Source organism: Bradyrhizobium sp. MOS001 (assembly GCF_004634465.1).
GTDB lineage: Bacteria > Pseudomonadota > Alphaproteobacteria > Rhizobiales > Xanthobacteraceae > Bradyrhizobium > Bradyrhizobium barranii.
The window spans coordinates 18,854-36,790 of the sequence record NZ_SPVJ01000013.1 but is presented as its reverse complement, the minus strand read 5'-3'; the positions used below and the strand labels follow the sequence as shown (position 1 = coordinate 36,790).

Annotated in this window: 17 protein-coding genes and 2 pseudogenes; 11 read left to right on the top strand and 8 right to left on the bottom strand. The window is 63.8% G+C overall.

What is annotated here, in order from left to right; all coding sequences use genetic code 11:
• Positions 1-9: 9 nt before the first annotated feature.
• Entirely contained in the window at positions 10-486 is a 477-nt protein-coding gene (locus CT676_RS18485; protein ID WP_135215103.1) for a phage holin family protein, read from the bottom strand.
• Positions 487-762 (bottom strand): hypothetical protein, encoded by a 276-nt coding sequence (locus CT676_RS18480; protein ID WP_135215102.1) that lies wholly within the window; start codon positions 760-762, stop codon positions 487-489.
• Between the two features lie 176 nt (positions 763-938).
• On the opposite strand from CT676_RS18480, the gene CT676_RS18475 reads away from it, so the two are divergent.
• The 5 genes from CT676_RS18475 (at position 939) to CT676_RS18455 (ending at position 6,012) form a co-directional block, all read left to right on the top strand.
• Positions 939-2,075 carry an MlaE family lipid ABC transporter permease subunit gene (locus tag CT676_RS18475; protein ID WP_135215101.1) on the top strand — a complete coding sequence of 379 codons (1,137 nt, stop codon included), beginning with the start codon at positions 939-941 and terminating at the stop codon, positions 2,073-2,075.
• A gap of 2 nt (positions 2,076-2,077) precedes the next feature.
• Positions 2,078-2,845 carry an ABC transporter ATP-binding protein gene (locus CT676_RS18470; protein ID WP_167768084.1) on the top strand — a complete coding sequence of 256 codons (768 nt, stop codon included), beginning with the start codon at positions 2,078-2,080 and terminating at the stop codon, positions 2,843-2,845.
• Between the two features lie 3 nt (positions 2,846-2,848).
• Positions 2,849-3,952: an ABC-type transport auxiliary lipoprotein family protein gene (locus CT676_RS18465; protein ID WP_135215099.1), complete on the top strand. Its 1,104-nt coding sequence runs from the start codon at positions 2,849-2,851 to the stop codon at positions 3,950-3,952.
• A gap of 127 nt (positions 3,953-4,079) precedes the next feature.
• The gene (locus tag CT676_RS18460) at positions 4,080-4,793 is read left to right on the top strand and encodes a helix-turn-helix domain-containing protein (RefSeq protein ID WP_135215098.1); all 714 of its coding nucleotides are present in this window, start codon (positions 4,080-4,082) and stop codon (positions 4,791-4,793) included.
• A 490-nt stretch (positions 4,794-5,283) separates the two neighbouring features.
• A complete protein-coding gene (locus CT676_RS18455) occupies positions 5,284-6,012 on the top strand; it encodes a Crp/Fnr family transcriptional regulator (protein WP_028149678.1) in 729 nt (242 codons plus the stop codon).
• Between the two features lie 4 nt (positions 6,013-6,016).
• Here CT676_RS18455 and CT676_RS18450 read toward each other — a convergent pair whose 3' ends face one another.
• A complete protein-coding gene (locus CT676_RS18450; protein ID WP_028149679.1) occupies positions 6,017-6,799 on the bottom strand; it encodes a cyclase family protein in 783 nt (260 codons plus the stop codon).
• Between the two features lie 427 nt (positions 6,800-7,226).
• On the opposite strand from CT676_RS18450, the gene CT676_RS44075 reads away from it, so the two are divergent.
• The 4 genes and pseudogenes from CT676_RS44075 to CT676_RS46275 all read left to right on the top strand — a co-directional run.
• On the top strand, positions 7,227-7,385 hold the full coding sequence (locus tag CT676_RS44075; protein ID WP_161495946.1) for a hypothetical protein: 159 nt from the start codon (positions 7,227-7,229) through the stop codon (positions 7,383-7,385).
• Positions 7,386-7,406: 21 nt separating this feature from the next.
• A complete protein-coding gene (locus CT676_RS18445; protein ID WP_135215096.1) occupies positions 7,407-8,378 on the top strand; it encodes a TRAP transporter substrate-binding protein in 972 nt (323 codons plus the stop codon).
• 76 nt (positions 8,379-8,454) lie between these two features.
• A pseudogene (locus CT676_RS18440) lies at positions 8,455-8,622 on the top strand (TRAP transporter small permease); the annotation flags it as partial.
• Positions 8,622-8,729 (top strand): annotated as a pseudogene (locus CT676_RS46275) (3-oxoacyl-ACP reductase); the annotation flags it as partial. The pseudogenes CT676_RS18440 and CT676_RS46275, both read left to right, overlap by 1 nt.
• A gap of 15 nt (positions 8,730-8,744) precedes the next feature.
• Here the strand turns inward: CT676_RS46275 and CT676_RS18430 are convergent.
• Genes CT676_RS18430 through CT676_RS18415 form a run of 4 tightly spaced genes read right to left on the bottom strand, consistent with a single transcriptional unit; the run spans position 8,745 to position 13,026 of the window.
• Positions 8,745-9,443 carry a substrate-binding domain-containing protein gene (locus CT676_RS18430; protein WP_135215095.1) on the bottom strand — a complete coding sequence of 233 codons (699 nt, stop codon included), beginning with the start codon at positions 9,441-9,443 and terminating at the stop codon, positions 8,745-8,747.
• Positions 9,440-11,566, bottom strand: coding sequence for a molybdopterin cofactor-binding domain-containing protein (locus CT676_RS18425; protein WP_135215177.1), 2,127 nt, complete (start codon positions 11,564-11,566; stop codon positions 9,440-9,442). Before CT676_RS18425 ends, CT676_RS18430 begins: the two co-directional genes overlap by 4 nt.
• Before the next feature lie 2 nt (positions 11,567-11,568).
• Positions 11,569-12,039 carry a (2Fe-2S)-binding protein gene (locus tag CT676_RS18420; protein WP_135215094.1) on the bottom strand — a complete coding sequence of 157 codons (471 nt, stop codon included), beginning with the start codon at positions 12,037-12,039 and terminating at the stop codon, positions 11,569-11,571.
• Positions 12,040-12,054: 15 nt separating this feature from the next.
• Positions 12,055-13,026 (bottom strand): tripartite tricarboxylate transporter substrate binding protein, encoded by a 972-nt coding sequence (locus CT676_RS18415; protein WP_135215093.1) that lies wholly within the window; start codon positions 13,024-13,026, stop codon positions 12,055-12,057.
• Between the two features lie 232 nt (positions 13,027-13,258).
• On the opposite strand from CT676_RS18415, the gene CT676_RS18410 reads away from it, so the two are divergent.
• The gene (locus CT676_RS18410) at positions 13,259-15,349 is read left to right on the top strand and encodes a molybdopterin oxidoreductase family protein (RefSeq protein WP_135215092.1); all 2,091 of its coding nucleotides are present in this window, start codon (positions 13,259-13,261) and stop codon (positions 15,347-15,349) included.
• Positions 15,350-15,478: 129 nt separating this feature from the next.
• Positions 15,479-16,261, top strand: a complete 783-nt coding sequence (locus tag CT676_RS18405) for an enoyl-CoA hydratase/isomerase family protein (protein WP_135215091.1) — start codon at positions 15,479-15,481, stop codon at positions 16,259-16,261.
• Between the two features lie 637 nt (positions 16,262-16,898).
• On the opposite strand, the gene CT676_RS44760 is transcribed toward CT676_RS18405, so the two are convergent.
• Complete coding sequence (locus tag CT676_RS44760; RefSeq protein ID WP_193560892.1) at positions 16,899-17,387, bottom strand: hypothetical protein; 489 nt, start codon at positions 17,385-17,387, stop codon at positions 16,899-16,901.
• Positions 17,388-17,937: the final 550 nt, after the last annotated feature.

The following is a 17,937-nucleotide window of genomic DNA, read 5'->3' as shown; positions in this document are numbered from 1 at the left end:
GCGTTCCGATCACGAGTGCGCTTCGCGCGATGCGGCGGATTCCGTTTTCCGCAGACTCTTGACGATGATCGCGATCAGCGGCACCAGCACCGGCACAATCGTGCTGAGCGGATGATGCACCGCGCCCGACACCTGGGCCTGGAGCGCCCGCGCCTCGAGCTGCAAGGCTTCGATGGATGCGCCGTGAATTTCATTGGCGAGCTCGATGTCGCGGCCGGATGGAGGACGGCCGGCAACGACGAGGAGAACCGCCGCGATGGCGAAATTGACGGTGCCGAGGATGGCAGCCGCCGCAATTGCGCTCCAGATCTGGACCAGCGCGAAATAGGCCGACAGCTCCAGCATCAGGAGCCCGAATGTCGCGATCAGCGCCGCGAAGGCCCGCAGGCCGAGACCGATCAACAGATGGCGCAGCCTGATGTCCGCGATGATCCTGTCGGTGCGCCACAGTGCACGCAGATGTTTGACGACATTTTCCGTGTTCACCTAGTGACTCCTCAGCATGACGCCGACGACCACGCCGAGCGCGAAAGCCGAGGCCAGCGACGTGACCGGGCGTTCCGCAATGAGGCGCTGAAGCTGCTCCTGCTCGTCGCTGACGGTTTCTCCGAGCTCGGCAAGCGCGGCCTTGATCTGATCGGCCAGAGCCTCGGCCCGATCTTTCGAGCTGTCGAACATCTCTTCGCCTGCGGTGCTCAGCAGACGCGTGACGTCAACCTTCAGCGCTCGCAGTTCTTCGCTCATCCTGTCGCTGTTGAACATGGATTTGAGAACTCCCTTGAATGGAAGAGACCCTAAGGCCCGGCGGCGCGGCCGCGCTTGATTTGCGTCAAGGGACGGCGCGCGGTCCTGGTGTTGAGACAGGTCAACCCGGCCGCCATATGCTGGCCTAGAAGTGGCGGCTGAATGGGGGCCAATTGTCCCGATGAGGTGGATGCGTGAACTCCGAACCGCTGTTGCTGGCAACGCCCTCCGGCGATGCGCTGAAATTGCGCCCGGAAGGGCCGTGGACGGCAGCCAACGTCTCGGCGCTCGAGACGCTGTCCCGTTCGGTCGGGGCCGATGTCGATCGATCCAGCGCCGTGACGCTGGACATGTCCGGCGTCAGTGCGCTCGACACGCTCGGCGCCTGGGTGTTGGAGAAGCTGTCGCGACGGGCCGCATCATCCGGCAGATCGGCCGAATTCGTCGGCGTCGCCGATCATTTCAGCGGCCTGATGGACGAGGTGCGCCAGGTCAACCGCCACACCCCGGCGGTTGCGGCCGCGCCAAACCCGGTCCTGCTCAGGCTCGGCGATCTCGGCAAATCCACGGTTGGCGCGCGCGAAGACGTCACGATTTTTCTTCAAATGCTCGGTGCATTGTTCATCGCCGTGATCGGCGTGCTGCGCCGGCCACGCTCGCTGCGGCTGACATCGCTTGTCTATCAGCTCTACCGGATCGGCTGGCAGGCCATTCCGATTGTCGTTCTCATTACCTTCCTGATCGGTGCCATCATCGCCCAGCAGGGGTTCTTTCATTTCCGCAGGTTCGGTGCGGAGTCCTACACTGTCGACATGGTCGGCATCCTGGTGCTGCGCGAGCTGGGTGTGCTGATCGTCGCCATCATGGTCGCCGGCCGGTCGGGGAGCGCGTACACCGCCGAGCTCGGCTCGATGAAGATGCGCGAGGAGATCGACGCGCTCTCGACCATGGGCCTCGATCCCGTCCATGTCCTGATACTGCCGCGAGTAGCAGCCCTCGTCATCGCGCTGCCGATCCTCGCGTTCATTGGGGCAGTTGCGGCGCTTTATGGCGGAGGGCTGGTCGCGCAATTCTACGGCGGCATGGCGCCGGCGATCTATATCGCGCGGCTGCATGAGGCCATCTCCGTCACCCATTTCGAGGTCGGCATCCTGAAGGCGCCCTTCATGGCTCTGGTGATCGGGATCGTCGCCTGCAGCGAAGGATTGCGCGTGAAGGGCAGCGCCGAGTCGCTGGGGCGGCAAACCACGACGTCAGTGGTGAAGTCGATCTTCCTGGTGATCGTTCTCGACGGCCTGTTCGCGATCTTCTTTGCCTCGATCGGAATGTGACGATGGAGCAGTCGCAAGAGGAGTTCGCGATCCGCGTCCGCGACCTCGTGGTCGGCTTTGGCCGCCAGACCGTGCTCGATCATCTCTCGCTCGACGTCCGCCGGGGCGAAATCCTCGGGCTCGTCGGTGCGTCCGGCGGCGGCAAGTCGGTGTTGATGCGCACCATCATCGGCCTGATCCCACGCCAGGCCGGCACCATCGACGTGATGGGACAGCCCGTCGGCGGTCGCAAGGAGGGCGCAGCCACGACATGGGGCATCCTTTTCCAGCAGGGTGCGCTGTTCTCCTCGCTGACGGTCCGGCAGAACGTCCAGTTTCCGTTGCGCGAAAATCTCGTGCTGTCGCAAGAGCTGATGGACGAGATCGCGATCGCCAAGCTCGAGATGGTCGGGCTGCGGGCGCAGGACGCCGACAAATATCCGTCCGAGCTCTCGGGCGGCATGACCAAACGCGTGGCGCTGGCCCGCGCACTCGCGCTCGATCCGCCGATCCTGTTCCTGGACGAGCCGACCTCCGGTCTCGACCCGATCGCCGCCGGCGATTTTGACGCGCTGATCGGGACGCTGCAGAAGACCCTCGGCCTCACCGTGTTCATGGTCACCCATGATCTTGCGAGCCTCACCACAGTCTGCGACCGCGTCGCCGCGCTCGCCGACGGCAAGATCGTGGCGATCGGCCCGATGCACGAATTGCTGCAATCCGAGCATCCCTGGGTGCGCGCCTATTTCCACGGCAAGCGCTCGCAGATGCTGCAACACCAGATGAGATGAGACATGGAAACCCGCGCTCCCTACGTGCTGATCGGCAGCTTCGTGCTGGCCGCGATCCTCGCGGTGTTCGGCTTCGTCTATTGGCTGAACAACACGGGCGGCATCGGGCCGCGCGCGAACTATCATGTGCAATTCCAAGGTCCGGTGCCAGGTCTGCTGGTCGGTGCCGGCGTGCTGTTCAACGGTATCCGGGTCGGCGAGGTGACGCAGATCGGCCTCGCGGCGGACAATCCGCGCTTCGTCAATGCGACGATCTCGGTTGCCTCGACGACACCCGTGCGTACCGACACCAAGGTCGGGCTCGATTTCCAGGGGCTGACCGGCGTGCCAGTGGTGACGCTGGAGGGCGGCATGACCGTCGCCAAGGCCGGCGAGCCCGTGACCCTGATCGCCGAGGCCGGTGCAGGCCAGAGCATGACGCAGGCTGCGCGCGATGCGCTGCGACGGGTCGATACCGTGCTGGAGGACAATTCCGGTCCGCTGAAGGACACCATCGCGAACCTCAAGACATTCTCCGACGGCCTCGCGCGCAATACCGGCAAAATCGACGGTATTCTGGCAGGCCTCGAAAAGATGACCGGCGGCGGGACGCCGGCCCAGAAGATCACCTATGACCTGCGCACGCCGCAGAATCTTGGGCTGGCCGGCAAGACGCTTTCGGCATCACTGGCGATTCCCGAGCCGACCGCGGTCGCGATGCTCCAGACCCAACGGATGCTGTTTGCACCCAGCGGGGATAATGCGGGCTTTGCCGAATTCCTCTGGGCCGACAGCATTCCGAAGCTGGTGCAGGCGCGGCTGATAGACAGTTTTGAGAATTACGACATCGCCCACGCGCCGTTGCGCACAAGCGATCTCGGGCAGGCGGACTACCAGCTCCTGATCGACATCAGGCGCTTCCGGATCGCCACGGAAGGCGAGGCTCGGGTCGAGATCGGACTGTCGGCACGCATCGTCGACAAGAACGGCAAAGTGGTCGCGTCGCGCCTCGTCGAGACCAGCGAGAAGCTTGATAAGGTCGAGCCGGCCGCAGCGGTCGCAGCGTTCGACACAGCTTTCGCCCGCATTGCAAAGGAACTGATCGGCTGGACGGTGCAGGCGGTCTAGCAACAACACAAGACGGCCATGCCCGCCAAAATTGATCTGGGTCAATCGGCTTTGGCGCAGTGCAGTAAAATGCAGCCCGCGCGGTGGGCTCGGCCTGATGCGGGGCAGCCGGTGCTTGGAGCGGTAGATGAAGGCTTCCGTGGTGACGATCGAGCCGAACGGGCATTTCTGCAGCGATTGTGCGGTCCGCGACTTCGCGGTGTGCGCGTCGCTGGACCCGGCCGAGCTCAGGGAATTCGAGCATCTGGGACGCCGCGTCCTCTTTGAGGGGGGCGAGACCGTCTTCTCCGAGGAGGACACCACGACCTCGTTCTACAATCTCCTCGACGGCGTCATGCGGCTCTACAAGCTGTTGCCGGACGGTCGGCGGCAGATCGTGGGATTTGCGTTACCAGGCGATTTCCTGGGGATGAATATTTCCGGCCGTCACAATTTTTCGGCCGATGCGATCGGTGGCGTCACACTGTGCCAGTTCGCAAAGGCGCCCTTCGGCCGGTTCGTCGAGAGCCGGCCGCATCTGCTCAGGCGGATCAATGAGCTGGCGATTCGCGAGTTGAGCCAGGCGCGCGACCACATGGTCCTGCTCGGCCGCCGATCGGCGGACGAGAAAGTTGCGACGTTTCTGCTCGCCTGGCGCGAGCGGCTATTCTCGCTGAAGGGGGCGTCGGACACGGTTCAGCTGCCGATGAGTCGTCAGGACATCGCCGATTATCTCGGCCTGACCATCGAAACCGTCAGTCGCACTTTCACCAAGCTGGAGCGACATGGGGTGATCGAGATCGTTCAAGGCGGCATCAGCCTGCTCGATCCGGCGAAGGTCGAGGCCTTGGCTGCGGCCTGATCCGGCGCTCGCCAATTTTGATCCCAATCAATGACGGCGGTCGTTCGCCGCCAATAATGCCCAAATAACAGGGGAGGGCATCATGCCGACTGACGCACTGCTGGTGACGATCGCTGTCGTGGTCGTTTTTGTCACATTCGCCGGGGCTTTGGCATGGGCAGACCGGCAAACCAGCGCAGGTCGGCCCGATTCGGGCGCCCGGCACTGACAGTCCTGAGATCACAATCGCGTTTTACGATGCTTGCCGCGGAGGCTTCCACGGCCGGCTCGCGGCCGTTCGGCAGCGCCTCAACGCAATGGTGCGCGCGATAGCTGCAACTCTGCATCGACCGGGACACAATGGCTCATCCCCCGGATGCCGCCTCGGCGCCCGACCGTGGCATTTTCGCCGTATTTGGCTCAAACCGTGCACATGCTTTCCGGTTGAAAAGCCTGCTAACGTTGACTACGCAGGAACTCCAGTGTCTCGCAGTCTTAGGAGCCCAGCGGCGTGCCTCAGGACAAGACCGGCGACCCCCGACAAGCTGCGGGCAACAAATTATCGGTCCTGCGCAAGCACCCGATCTTCGCGGATCTGGAGCCGGATGCGCTCGATCAGCTCTGCCGCTACGCCAAGCACACCACGGTGAAGCGCGGTGCGACGATCGCCGCCAAGGGCGATCCCGGCAACAACCTGTTCGCGGTGATCACGGGAACAGTGAAGATTTCCTCTTCATCGCCAGATGGAAGGAACGCTATTCTCAATCTGATCGGTCCTGGAGAAATCTTTGGCGAGATCGCGGTTCTCGATGGCGCGCCGCGCTCGGCCGACGCGACTGCCAACACCAATTGCGAACTCTACATCATCGACCGCCGGGACTTCCTGCCATTCGTGAAGAGCCAGCCGGCGCTGGCGATGAAATTCATCGAGCTGCTTTGCGCGCGCCTGCGCTGGACCAGCCAGCAGGTCGAGCAGGTGATCCTGCAAAATCTGCCGGGCCGGCTTGCGAGCGCGCTGCTCGGTCTCACCGAAGAGCGCAAGTTCGACTCCGGCAGCGGCACGCTCGCCATCACGCAGCAGGAGATCAGCGAGATGGTGGGGATGACGCGCGAGAGCATCAACAAGCAATTGCGCGCCTGGGCCGGCCGCAACTGGGTCCGTCTCGAGCACGGCGCCATCGTCGTGCTGGATACCGATGCGTTGCGCGACCTCGCCGCGAGCGGCCTGGACGGCGAGTGAGGCCTCAGACCTGATTGTCGACGATGGCGACCGCTCGGGTCCACCCTGCGGACGCTCGCTCGATCTTCACCGGGAAGCATGAGACCGTGAATCCGGTCGACGGCAGCTTGTCGAGATTGTGCAGCTTCTCGAGATGGCAATAGCCGATGTGTCGTCCCGCCTTGTGACCTTCCCAGATCAGGCCGGCATCTTTTGTTTCGGCATATTTCTTCGCGGTGTAGACGAACGGCGCGTCCCAGCTCCAGCCGTCGGTGCCGGTCAGCCGCACGCCGCGTTCGAGCAGGTACATGGTGGCCTCATAGCCCATGCCGCAGCCGGAGTTGACGTAATCGGCCTGGCCGAATTTGGCGCCGGCGCTGGTGTTGACCACCACGATCTCCAGCGGCGACAGCGTGTGCCCGATCCGTTTCAGCTCCTTCTCGACATCGTCGGCAGTCACCACGTACCCATCGGGCAGGTGGCGGAAGTCGAGCTTCACGCCGGGCTGCAGGCACCATTCGAGCGGCACCTCGTCGATCGTCCATGACCGCTCGCCGCGATTCATGGTCGGGTGGAAGTGCCAGGGCGCGTCGAGATGCGTGCCGTTGTGGGTGGACAGCGAGACCTGCTCGACCGCCCAGCCCTGGCCATCCGGCAAATCCTCCGCCTTGAGGCCGTCGAAGAACTGCAGCATGCGGGGCAGGCCCTGCTGGTGATCAATATACTGGATCGTCGGGTGATTGCCCGGCGGATCGGCCGTCACGTCGTTTCTGAGCGGCACGGAAATATCGATCAGCTTCCGCGGCATGGGCATTTCCTCGCGATGTTCCGTTTCGGCGCATCTTGGGCGGGCTCTCCCTGTGGCGTCAAGCAACGCCCCGGTGCAGGCGATTTCGGAAAAACGGGGCCATTGGCCGGTCGCGCCCTCGAAGTGATGCATGACCGATCGATGCAACTCCAGCATTGATCGATGCCGCATTTGGCTTGGACTCAGAATGCCGCCCGCCCTAGGGACGACGTTGGCGACATCGCTGATCAGCGCGCATCGCACAAGGATGGGGCGACCGTCACGTCTGCACCTCCAAGCCGCAACCAATAGCGGTCGAATTTAAAACCAGAGGAACGTCCATGGATATGACGAGCATCATCACCTCGCGTCCGGCATTGGCCGACGGCGAGGCGGGATTAAAGGGAAGCCGGCACCTGCCGCGCAAGTCCCCGCCGGAGAGGGCGCGATGAAGCTCGCACCTTTCCTCGCCGTGATCATCCACCAGTCAAATCCGCTCGACTCCGCCGCGCAATCCTACCAAGGTGGTGCGTTTGTAACGCTTGACTTTACACCTGAAGTGGAGCGACCCAAGGCGGCCTGCAGCATCGGCCCGACAACGACATAATCAACTCAGGAGGAAGCCCAGATGAAGATACTCACCGGCATCATCGCAGCCGCCGTACTGGCGGTCTCAGCGCCGCTGGCGACCGCACGCGATTTCCGCTCGGCCGACATCCACCCAACCGATTATCCGACCGTCGAGGCCGTCAGGTTCATGGGCAAGCAGCTCGCGACGGCGAGCGGCGGCAAGCTCGGCGTGAAGGTGTTTCCCAATGGAGCCTTGGGCTCCGAGAAGGACACCATCGAGCAGCTGAAGATCGGCGCCCTCGACATGATGCGGATCAACGCATCGCCGTTGAACAACTTCGTGCCTGAAACCATCGCGTTGTGCCTGCCCTTCGTCTTCCGTGACACGCAGCACATGCGCACCGTCCTTGACGGACCGATCGGCGACGAGATCCTCGCAGCCATGGAGCCCGCCGGCCTGGTCGGGCTTGCCTATTACGACAGCGGCGCCCGCTCCATCTACACCGTCAAGGCGCCGGTCAAGTCGCTCGCCGACCTCAAGGGCCTGAAGATCCGCGTCCAGCAGTCCGACCTCTGGGTCGGCATGATCCAGAGCCTTGGTGCCAATCCGACGCCGATGCCGTATGGCGAAGTCTACACAGCCCTCAAGACGGGCCTGGTGGATGCAGCCGAGAACAACTGGCCCTCCTACGAGTCCTCGCGCCACTTCGAGGCCGCCAAGTTCTACAACGTCACCGAGCACTCGCTCGCGCCCGAAGTTCTCGTGATGTCAAAGAAGGTCTGGGACACGTTGAGCAAGGAGGATCAGGCAATGATCCGCAAGGCGGCCAAGGAATCGGTGCCCGTCATGCGCAAGCTCTGGGACGAGCGTGAGCAGGCCTCGCGCAAGACCGTCGAGGCTGCCGGCGTTCAGGTCGTCACGATCGCCAACAAGGCGGAATTCGTCGACGCGATGAAGCCGGTGTACGACAAGTTCGCAGGTGACGAAAAGCTGAAGGGCCTCGTCAAGCGGATCCAGGACACGAAGTAAGACCACAGCGTCGGGTCCGGCGTCGCCGCGAGGCGGGCGCCGGACCCTCGCGAAGGGGACGCGCAAGGAGACGCCGATGACAGACCCACATGTCGCAAGCCACGAGCAGGAGGTAACCGGCCGACCGTCGACCGGCTTGCTGTCGCGGATCAATGCCGTCGTTGCTCGCCTCGGCATGTATCTGTCCGTGACCGGCCTGCTCGTCATTGTCACCATCGTGTTCTACCAGGTGTTCGGACGTTACTCGCTTCGGATGCCGCGAGCTATGTCAGCGGCAGCACGCTGTTCGTCGACGGCGGCTGGACCGCGGTCGATGGGCCGCCGACCGGTCTCACCCAGTTGCACAAATAAGGCGGCCGTCGGCACCTAGCCGGTAAAGCCCATGCTCCGGCGCAGCTCCTTCCGGTCTGCGCCGGTCAGCAGAGCGATCAGCGCGGCGGCTTCTGTCGGATGTGCGGCCCGCGCGGTCACGCCGGCCGTGTACATCGTCACGAGCTCGCAGCCCGGCGGCAGCGACCCCGACAGCGTGATGCCGTCGGTCGCGATGATCTCGGTCGCCTGGGTGCATCCGATCGGCCGGGTTGCGGTGGATGCAGCAAGCTCGCGCATCGCGGTCGCGCCGTTCGGAAAGATCTTGAGACGCGATGCGACCTCATAGGCGATCCCAAGCTGATCCAGCACTTTTGCGACATGCTGTCCCGCGGTCGAGGCTTTGGTGTCCGGAACGTAGATGGCATCCGCGGATCGCAGCACCTCGCGGAGATCGGCTTCAGTCTTCACCGTGACTTTCGGATCGCGGTTGCGGACCGCCAGCGCGGTCTCGACCCGGCCGATATCTGCGATCGAGGAGGGGACGACGAGCTTCTCCGCGGCGAGCTTCGCAAGGAGCGCCTGCGTCAGGATCACGAGATCCGCCGGGGTGCTGGCGCGCAGCTTGTCGGCCATGATGCCGACCGCGCCGAACTCGCCGTCGATACTGAGGCCGGTCTGCACCTTGAAGGGCTCGTTGAGGCCGCGCACCAGGCCTTGCGCCGCGCCGCCGCTCAAAATGGTCACTGTCGTCACGATGCAAGCTCCATGGCTGCGATGATCCTGTCGCGCGTGATCGGCAGGTCGCGTACGCGCACGCCGAGGCAATCGTAGACCGCATTGGCGATCGCCGCCGTCACGGGACCGTGCGCGGCCTCACCGGCGCCGACCGGCTCGATCTCCGGCCGCTGGATGATTTCGACATCCACCGCCGGCACCTCGCTGAAGGTCAGGATCGGATAGTCCGTCCAGGATGTCGACGTGATGTGCGTGCGATCGAAGCGCACGCGCTCCCTCAGCACCCAGCTCGTGGCCTGGATCGCACCGCCCTCGATCTGGTTGATGACGCCGTCCGGATTGATGGCCTCGCCGACGTCGACCGCAAGTGTCAACCGCCGGACGCGAATGTCGTCGGTGCCTTCGATCTCGGCGATCGCGGCGCAATAGGCGCCCGTGTTCTTGTAGCGAGCGAAGCCGACGCCGTGGCCGATGCCAGACTGTTTTTGCGGTTTCCACTGCGCGCGCAGTGCCGCGGCGCGAATGACGTCGCTGGCGCGCTCGTCGCGGAGATGACGCAGGCGGAACGCGATCGGGTCCTCGCCGCGCAGGACCGCGATCTCGTCGAGTATGGATTCGATCGCGAACACATTGCCTTGCCCGCCCAGGGTCCGCAGCGCCGACGTGCGCACCGGCATCGTCAGCAGCCGATGGCTCGTGATGGTCCAGGCCGGGAGGTCGTAGAGTGGAACGGAGTTGCGGTCGCCGCCCCCGCCATTGGCGGCCGGTGGATTCGTCGAGATCATGCGCGGGTAGGGGGGCGCGATCTCGGTCGCCGCAAGCAGCGCCGGCTGCGCCGCGCGTCCCGGGCGCGCGGCGTGGCCGTTGCTCCAGATCGCATGGCGCCAGCCGACGATCTCGCTGTCCGCATCGAGGTCGGCCTCGATCTCGATGGCCATCGCTGCGCCGAACGGCGCATGAGACATCTCGTCATGGCGCGACCACTGCACCCGCACCGGGCGGCCGCCGGCGCCCTTCGCCAGCAACACGGCATCGAGCGCGACGTCGTCGGCCGCATTGTGCCCGTAGCAGCCGGCCCCCTCCATATGCTCGACGACGATGTTTTCGGCCGGCAGCTCGAGCACGATCGCAAGATCGGCGCGCAGCAGATAGACGCCCTGGCTGTGTGTCCAGACATGGATACGATCGCCGTCCCATCGCGCCATGGCGCAGGATGGCGCGATCGAGGCGTGTGCGATGTAGGGACGGGTGTACTGCCGGCGAAGGGTGCGCGCAGCTCTCTTCGTCGTTGCCGCTGCTCTGGTGTCGATGACGGTGGTTTCGACCGGCTGGCTCTTCAGAAAGCCTGCGAGATCGTCTTCGTCGGGCAACAGCTCGCCAGCCGACCAGGTTGCGCCCTTGCGCAAGGCTTTCAGTGCGGCTTCCGCCGAAGCCTCGCTATCGGCAACCACGCCGGCAAAGCCGCCGTCGCGGACGATCGCGACGAGGCCGGGAACGACGCGCGCCGCCGTCTCGTCGAGCGCGATCAGCCTGGCACCCGAGATGTCAGGCCGCAGCACGCGGCCGTGCACCAGGTCCGGCAATGCACAATCGTGAATGAAGCGCGGTCGCGCAAACACCTTGTCGGGAATGTCGACCCGCTGGACCGAATGTCCGGCGACATCGCGCGTGGCAGCGGGCTTCGCGACGGCGCCCGCGGTGGCGTCGCGGTCGAGCGAGACGTCGCCAGCCAGCTCCCAATAGCTGGTCCTGACGTTGCCGGGACCCGAGATCGTGCCGTCATCGACATCGAGCAGCGCCGCATCGACGCCGAGACGCTCCGATGCGGCTGCGAGGAAGCGCTGGCGCACCTCGGCGCAGACGTGTCGCAGCGCGCGGCCGGACTGCTGGACCGAAAGACTGCCCGAGGTGACACCCTCGTTCGGGCTGGCCGCCGTCGAGGCGCGGATCAGCTCGATCCTGCCGATATCGACGTCGAGCTCGTCTGCGGCGATCTGCGCCAGCGCCGTGACGATGCCCTGGCCGATCTCGACCTTGCCGGGCGAGATCGCGACACCGCCTTCGCCGCTAAACCGCACCCAGGACGACAGCTTTGGATTGGCCGCGAGGCTAACCGGCAGTTTCGGGACGGGGGAGGGCATACTCATGACGTCGCCGTCTCCGCTGCCGCGCGCAGCACGGCGCGGACCATGCGATTGTGCGATCCGCAGCGGCACAGATTGCGATCGAGCGCGGCTCTGACCTCGGTCTCCGTCGGCAAGGGATTGCGCTTCAGCAGCGCTGCCGCGCTGATGAGGATTCCCGATACGCAGTAACCGCATTGCATCGCCTGCTCGGAGACGAAGGCGCGTTGCAGCGGATGCGACTGCTCGGCCGTGCCGAGGCCCTCCACCGTGACGACGTCCTTGTCCGCCACCGACCACATCGGCATGTCGCAGGAGGCCATCGCGCGGTCGCCCACCATGACGTGACAGGCCCCGCACTCACCGGCCCCGCAGCCGAAATGCGGACCGGTGACGCCGAGCCGGCCGCGCAGCACATCGAGCAGCGTCTGGTCGGGATCGGCATCCACGGCTATGGCCGCGCCGTTGAGCTGAAATTGAATGGTCGGCATGATCGCTCTACGGCCTCAGGACTTGTCGAACTTCTTGACGACATCGGCCCATTTCTCGATATCGCCGCGAAGGAATTTTTCGAATTCCTCCGGCGTCATGGACATGGGTACGGCACCCTGCTCGGTCCAGAGCTTTACGATGTCCGGTCGCTTCACCATTGCGTTCACGGCGGCATTGAGCTTGTCGATGATAGGCTTCGGCGTGCCGGCCGGGGCCATTAGGCCAAGCCAGATCGTCGCCTCATAGCCTGCTACGCCGGCTTCGCCAGCGGTCGGCACGTTCGGCAGCACGGCCGAGCGCTCCTTGCCGGTGGTCGCGAGCGCGCGGACCTGGTTCTCGCCGATATTCGGCGCCATCGCCGGCACGGCGTCGATCATCATCTGCACCTGTCCACCGATCACGCCGCTGCGCGCCTCGCCGCTGTTGCGGTAGGGCACGTGGACCACATCGATGCCGACCATGGCTTTGAACAGCTCGCCGGCCATGTGATAGGGCGTGCCCTGACCGGAGGAGGCGTAGTTCAGCTTGCCCGGCTGCGATTTGGCGAGCGCGATGAACTCCTGCAGAGCCTTCGCCGGAACCTGCGGGTTCACCACGATGACGAGGTCGGAGTAGTTCACCGGCGCGATCGGCGCGAGGTCGCGCATCAGCTCGTATTTGCGCTTGTCCGGCGTCAGGAGCGATTCATTCGCGGTCTGGGTGTTGGACATCATCAGCAGCGTGTAGCCGTCGGCCGGCGACTTTGCCGCTTCGACCGTGCCGATGACGCCGCCCGCGCCGGTGCGGTTCTCGACCACGAAGGGCTGGCCAAAGCTCTCCTGGAGCACATTGCCGATCAGCCGGGCCGCGACGTCCGCCGGCCCGCCGGCGCCAAAGGGCACTACGATCCGGACGGCGTGGGTCGGGTAATCCTGTGCGAATGAGGGGGCCGCAGCGAATGCACCGAGCAGACCGGCGAGCGCCAGCATCAATCTTCGGGCCGTCATGCCACCTCCTTGTTGTCGTTCTTGTTGCCTGGCAATGTAGCGGCAGGAGATACGGACTGTCGACGGCTCACAAAGCCGATCGCGCCGGGAATATCGGGCCGTTTTCGGTGTGGCCGCGCCGCTCTTCGCGGTCGCGGCAGGAACCGGCAGGGCACGTGATCTGAGCAAATCGCATGGGCATTGCCGGATAAATGCCCTCGGCTGGCTGCTATTTTGATGTTACGAACTGGACATGAACCAGCACGCCAAGATCGAAATCCGCCATTCGACCTGTCCGCACGACTGCCCTTCGGCCTGCGCGCTCGATATCGAGGTGGTCGAAGGCCGCAGCATTGGCCGCGTCCGAGGTTCGAAAAAGCAGACCTACACGGCTGGCGTCGTCTGCGCCAAGGTCGCCCGTTACGCCGAGCGCATCCATCACCCCGAGCGGCTGATGTATCCGATGCGCCGCACCGGGCCGAAGGGCTCCGGGCAGTTCGCGCGGATCTCCTGGGACGAGGCGCTGGACGAGATCGCGGATCGCTTCAATCAGGCCGAGCGCGAGTATGGCGCGGAATCGATCTGGCCTTATTACTACGCCGGCACGATGGGGCTGGTGATGCGCGACGGCCTCAATCGCCTCACGCATGTGAAGAAATATTCGCGCTTCTATCAGACCATCTGCGCCAATGTCGGGCGCATCGGGTTCGCGATCGGTACCGGCAAGATTGCCGGCGTCGATCCGCGCGAGATGGCGCTCTCTGACCTCGTGGTGATCTGGGGCACCAACCCGGTCAACACGCAGGTCAACGTGATGACGCATGCTGCCCGTGCTCGCAAGGAGCGCGGCGCGAGGATCGCAGCGGTCGACATCTACGACAACGAGACGATGAAGCAGGCTGACATCAAGATCATCCTGCGTCCCGGCACCGACGGCGCCTTCGCGTGCGGCGTGATGCATGTCCTGTTCCGCGATGGCTACGCCGACCGCGCCTACATGGACAAGTACACAGACTGCCCTGATGAGCTCGAGGCGCATCTGAAGACGCGCACGCCGAAGTGGGCGTCCGCGATCTGCGGCGTGCCGGTGTCCGAGATCGAGGCCTTCGCGAAACTGGTCGGCGAGACCAAACGGACCTTCTTCCGGCTCGGCTACGGCTTCACCCGCTCGCGCAACGGCGCCACGCAAATGCATGCGGCGCTCTGCGTTCCCGCGGTGACCGGCGCCTGGCAGTATGAAGGCGGTGGCGCCTTCTTCAACAATTACGCGCTGTGGCACTTCAATGAATCCCTCATCGAGGGCCACGACGCGATCGATAAGACCACGCGCGCGCTCGACCAGTCGCAGATCGGCCGCATCCTCACCGGCGACGCCGAAGCCTTGCTAGGCAAGGGTCCGATCAAGGCGATGCTGATCCAGAACACCAATCCGATGACGGTGGCGCCGGAGCAGGCGCTGGTGCGTCAGGGGTTTGCGCGCGAGGATCTGTTCGTGGCGGTGCACGAGCAGTTCATGACCGAGACGGCCGAGATGGCCGACATCGTGCTGCCGGCGACCATGTTCATGGAGCATGACGATCTCTATTACGGCGGCGGCCACCAGCACATCTCGGTCGGACCGAAGCTGATCGACCCGCCCGGCGAATGCCGTTCCAACCACCAGGTGTTGCAGGCGCTGGCGCCGCGGCTTGGCGCGAAGCATCAGGGTTTTGAGATGACGCCGCGCGAATTGATCGACGCGACGCTGAAGCTCAGTGAACACGGCGACATCGGCGGCCTCGAAGCCGACATCTGGCGCGATTTGCAGCCGGACTTCCGCACCGCGCATTATCTCGACGGCTTTGCCCATGCGGACAAGAAATTCCATTTCAAGGCCGATTGGGCGCATCCGCCCTTCGGCCAGACGATGGGCGATTTCGACAAGATGCCGTCGCTGCCGGATCATTGGGCGGTGATCGAGCATACCGATCAAGCCCATCCGTTCCGGCTCGCGACCAGTCCCTCGCGCAGCTTCCTCAACACCACCTTCAACGAGACGCCGTCCTCGCAGGCGCGCGAAGGCAGAGCGAGCGTGATGATCCATCCGCTGGATGCGGCCGCGCTCGATATCGCCGACGGCGACGCCGTGACGCTCGGCAACACCCGCGGCGAGACCACGCTGCTCGCAACGCTGTTCGACGGCGTGCGGCGCGGCGTGCTGATCGCGGAATCCGTTCACCCGAACAAGAATCATATCGGTGGCCGTGGCATCAACGTGCTGACTGGAGCCGATACGATCGCGCCGATCGGGGGAGCTGCATTCCACGACAACAAGGTCTGGATCAGGAAGACGATCTCGGCCTGAGCGCGCGCTTCGCTCGCCCGCCCATTTGTGTCGAGGCGCTAAAGCAAGGCCTCGTCGCAGATTGCCCTTGCGCCCGCCGCCCGAGCTGCCGCAAATGGCTACAAACGGGAGCAAGGAAGCGAGCGTACCATGACCGACACCACAGCAATCATCACCGAAAAGCGTGGGCAGGCGTTCTGGATCACCATCAACCGGCCGGAGAAACGCAACGCGCTGAACGGCGAGGTCATCGCCGGCATCACCAAAGGCTATCGCGACGCGCATGACGACAAGGACGTCCGCGTCATCGTGCTGACGGGGGCGGGCGACAAGGCGTTCTGCGCCGGCGCCGACTTGCAGAATTCCGGCGCGGCGTTCGCGATGGATCATTCCAAGCCGAATGTCGACTATGCCGATCTGCTGCGGTTGTCGCAGAATGCGACGAAGCCGGCGATTGCGCGGGTCGGTGGCGTCTGCATGGCCGGCGGCATGGGCCTGTTGTGCATGACCGACATGGCGATCGCGGCCGATCACGTCGTCTTCGGTCTGCCCGAGGTGAAGGTCGGCGTGTTTCCGATGCAGGTGCTGAGCCTGTTGCAGAGCATCGCGCCGCCGCGCCTCGTCAACGAATGGGCGCTCACCGGCGAGCCGTTCGACGCGAAAGCGGCGCAAGCTGCGGGCCTGCTCAACTATGTGGTGCCCACCGCCGAGCTCGATGCCAAGGTCGACTGGCTGATCGGCCGCATCGTCGACAAGTCCCCGACCGCGATCCGCCGCGGCAAATATGCCATGCGCGCCATCGCGTCGATGTCGTTTGACGAGAGCATCGCCTACACCGAAAGCCAGATAGCGCTGCTCGCGATGACCGAGGACGCCAAGGAGGGCCTGAAGGCGTTCAGCGAGAAGCGCAAGCCTTCGTGGACAGGGAAATAAGCATCCCAAATCGGCAGGCTCCCGGCTCGAATCTCTTGAGAGCTCCCAATGCGCTGGGCTGCCATTCCGACTGGTGAGTAGGGGCAAACATTTGCTATTTCTCCTGCCTCTCCTCGTTTAACCGACTGACGCGGATCCACCGGTGTGAAGCCGTCGGTCGCCCGGTCGTAGCGCTGACATGCTACGACTCGTAACTGGCCGCCCTCGTATCCGTATGAGATTAGGAGGTTTTCACGATCCGGTTTGGCAGGGACTTGGCGCCCCTTCTCGTGCGCAGTGTACCGGGTCATGTACCAAGCACCGTGGCGATAGAGCCGCCCCTCGACACCGCAAATTTCGCAGGTGACAGCGCTATGGGCCTCCGCGAGAGCTATCGCATTGTTGATCTTCTGCCGGGTGGCCTGCGAAAATTTGCCATAGTAATAGAATCGCAAGGTCGCTTATTTTTCTTTGATCTGCTCTATCGTCAGAGTTTCATCCGGCTGCAGCGCACTCTCGATCCGGGAGCAACAGCGTTCGAAAAGTTCGCGCCACCCTTCGTTACATTCGGGCTACGCCCGAGCAGGCGCGCCGAAGAGACGCGGGTTTGTGTCAACTAGTTGTCCTGCCAATTCATCCGACCAAATTTCGTCGGCCGTCATGTCTCCTGCCCGTCCTCGTCTAGCGCGCTCGGCGCCTTGTTGTCCGTCGCTTTATCGTCATCCTTCGGAACCGTCTTAATCAGACGCTTCTCGACGGCAGCGATTTCCGCGTCCACATGCGCCCTGTTATTCCCGGACAAAGCGGCTTCCGCCATGGCTCTGGCACAAGACATTAGGTCGCTCGTATGGTAGCCGAGAGGGTCTTCCGGCTGTCCTCGTCGGATAACGGCTTTCCGCTGCTCCGCCGCCCAGGCCGCGACCTTAGCGATGAGACTCCACACAGATGCACGTCGGTCGTGACCGCGCACCTCGCCTTCGGCTTTCCACGCGGGTGTGCCGGCGACGGGATTGACGCCTTCGGAGACCCGCATCGTGTAGTTCGAGATGTCCTCGAGATCGCTTACGTTTGCGATAAACGCGGTCGCAAGAATCCGCGCGCGGCGCGGCTCTCCGCCAGGCCAGATTTCGACAGTGACCCGCAGCACGTCAATTACCTCTGCTTTTGCCCTCCGAACAAGGGCCCTTCTATTTGGTCGAGCCCGACTTCGCTTGCAGCGAGCACAGTGAAGCAGTCATCGCCATGATCGTACTGCTTGCACTCCAAAACTCGGATCATTCCGTTTATTAGGGCAATGTGCACGTCCGTATTTTCCAACCCTCTCGGCATCAGCATAGGATCGCCATCAGCGTGCTCGGTGCACAGGGTTGTGACTGTGCTACCGTTGCTGTGGGGCCGACCAGGGGCCCCGCAGAATTCGCAAATGCAGGCAGATGCGGCACATGCACGTTGGAGAATGTTGCGAATTGATAGCTTGCTGGAGAAGCAAAGGGGCTTCCAAGTGCGACTGCCTTTGTTTTGAACCTCCTCCCATCGGAATCGCAGGGTCCCTAATTTCTGATAGACTTGGGTGATTTTGATTTCTCCACGCATATGGAAGCCGAAAAGAAATGGTGCGCCGAGATCGCTGCAGGTGCGATCAATGATCTTTTCCCAGCCTGGACCGCAGTCCGGTAGTCCCGTCGCCAGCTCCGGGT